1 protein-coding gene, 1 tRNA gene and 1 rRNA gene are annotated in these 1695 nt (G+C 29.0%); all 3 read left to right on the top strand.

All coding sequences use genetic code 11. The features are described 5' to 3' along the window. The first annotated feature begins 8 nt into the window (after positions 1 to 8). The 3 genes from rrf (at position 9) to HBE96_RS19540 (ending at position 1083) form a co-directional block, all read left to right on the top strand. Positions 9 to 125, top strand: a 5S ribosomal RNA gene (rrf, locus tag HBE96_RS19550). A gap of 7 nt (positions 126 to 132) precedes the next feature. Then, positions 133 to 208, top strand: a tRNA-Phe gene (locus HBE96_RS19545). Positions 209 to 336: 128 nt separating this feature from the next. Further along, on the top strand, positions 337 to 1083 hold the full coding sequence (locus HBE96_RS19540; protein ID WP_169299396.1) for a peptidylprolyl isomerase: 747 nt from the start codon (positions 337 to 339) through the stop codon (positions 1081 to 1083). The last annotated feature ends 612 nt before the right edge of the window (positions 1084 to 1695 follow it).

Here is a 1695-nt window from a genome sequence, read left to right as displayed (position 1 = left end):
TAAATAAATCTGGTGATTATGACATAAAGGTAACACCCGTTCCCATTCCGAACACGATGGTTAAGCTTTATAGTGCTGATGGTACTGCAGGGGAGGCCCTGTGGAAGAGTAAGTCGTTGCCAGGTAAGATTTGGCTGGATAGCTCAGTCGGTAGAGCAGAGGACTGAAAATCCTCGTGTCCCTGGTTCGATTCCTGGTCCAGCCACCAAAAGCCCTAGGTTTAACCTAGGGCTTTTTAACATAAATGTAAATATTAATATTTTAATATGGAAAAAATTTTTAATTTATGTCATAATTGTTTATGTAAAATAAAATAATATTTTAAGGAGAAAAAACATGGATAATAAGGTGTTGGCAGTTATAAACGGAAAAGAAATAACACAAGGTGAGTTAGATGCAACAATTAGCAGATTTCCTAGAGAAAGACAAGGATATTTACAAACTGAAGCAGGAAAAAAGCAATTATTAGAAGAATTAATATCTTTTGAGCTTATTTATAATTATGCAAAAGATAATAATATGGAAAGTGATCCTACATATGTGTCACAGTTAGAAATAGCTAAAAAAGAAATTTTAACACAAACAGCTATATCTAAAGTAATGCAGCAAGTTTCTGTAGAAGATAAAGAAGTAGAAGATTACTATAATGCTAATAAAGAAAATTTTAAAAATCCTGAGACTGTAAGTGCAAAACATATTCTTGTAGAATCTGAAGAAAAAGCAAAAAAGGTAGCTGAAGAAATAAATAATGGTATGGATTTTGAAGATGCTGCAAAACAATATTCTTCATGTCCATCAAAGGAACAGGGTGGAAATCTTGGTAACTTTGGTAGAGGACAGATGGTACCTGAATTTGAAGAAGCTGCTTTTGCTTTAGAAATAGGAGCACTAAGTGCACCAGTTAAAACTCAATTTGGATATCATTTAATAAAAGTTGAAAATAAGTCTCAAAGTTCAGTAAAATCATTTGAAGAAGTAAAAAACACTATAAAAAGCAAGTTATTACAAGAAAGACAATCTTTTAAGTACGCACAATTAAATAAAGAACTTAGAGAAAAATATAATGTAGAGATAAAAGGTTAGTAAATTATTATATTTACAAACAGAATTAAAGGGTGTTGACGAAGTTGACACTCTTTTTGTACTTTAATAAGCTAATAGAGGTAGCATATATTAAAGGTATTTTAGTTATAATATAAGCATTTGTATAGTATAAAGTCTATAAACTTGACCAAGAGTATCAACATATAATATATGAAGCTATTCAAAGAAAAACTAAGTATAGTATATATAATGTAGGGTAAGTGAATAAATAGTAAAATAAATAAAATAATTAAGTGTTACAATAATAAACGTCCTAAAGAAAAGGGACAAGTTATTTAAGAAAAAGATATAAGTAGTTATGTATTTTTATTTTTTATGAGGTCAGTAATTTTATAGGTGTTTTTAGCAAAATAAAAAGATTTATAAGATGTGTTGACAAAGTCTTAAATAATGTGGTATTATGTTAAAGCTGTGTGAATGCAGTAAGCTTAACAAAAAGAATTTAAAAAAGTTCTTGACAAGATTAAGCAAACATGATAAGATGTAAAAGTCGCTGAGATGCGACAAGATCCTTGAAAATTAAACAGAGTGAAAGTAAGATTTAAATCTTATTTTAAATAAGCCAGTATTAGTTAAACTAATAAGTTTAAC

It is taken from the genome of Clostridium muellerianum, assembly GCF_012926525.1.
Taxonomy (GTDB): domain Bacteria; phylum Bacillota; class Clostridia; order Clostridiales; family Clostridiaceae; genus Clostridium_AM; species Clostridium_AM muellerianum.
Note: the sequence above shows the minus strand (reverse complement) of the source record. Positions and strands in the feature narration are given on the sequence as shown.

Excerpts from the sequence above, each read along its gene's own strand:
- HBE96_RS19540 (WP_169299396.1), top strand. The coding sequence starts at position 337 with ATGGATAATAAGGTGTTGGCAGTTATAAACGGAAAAGAAATAACACAA.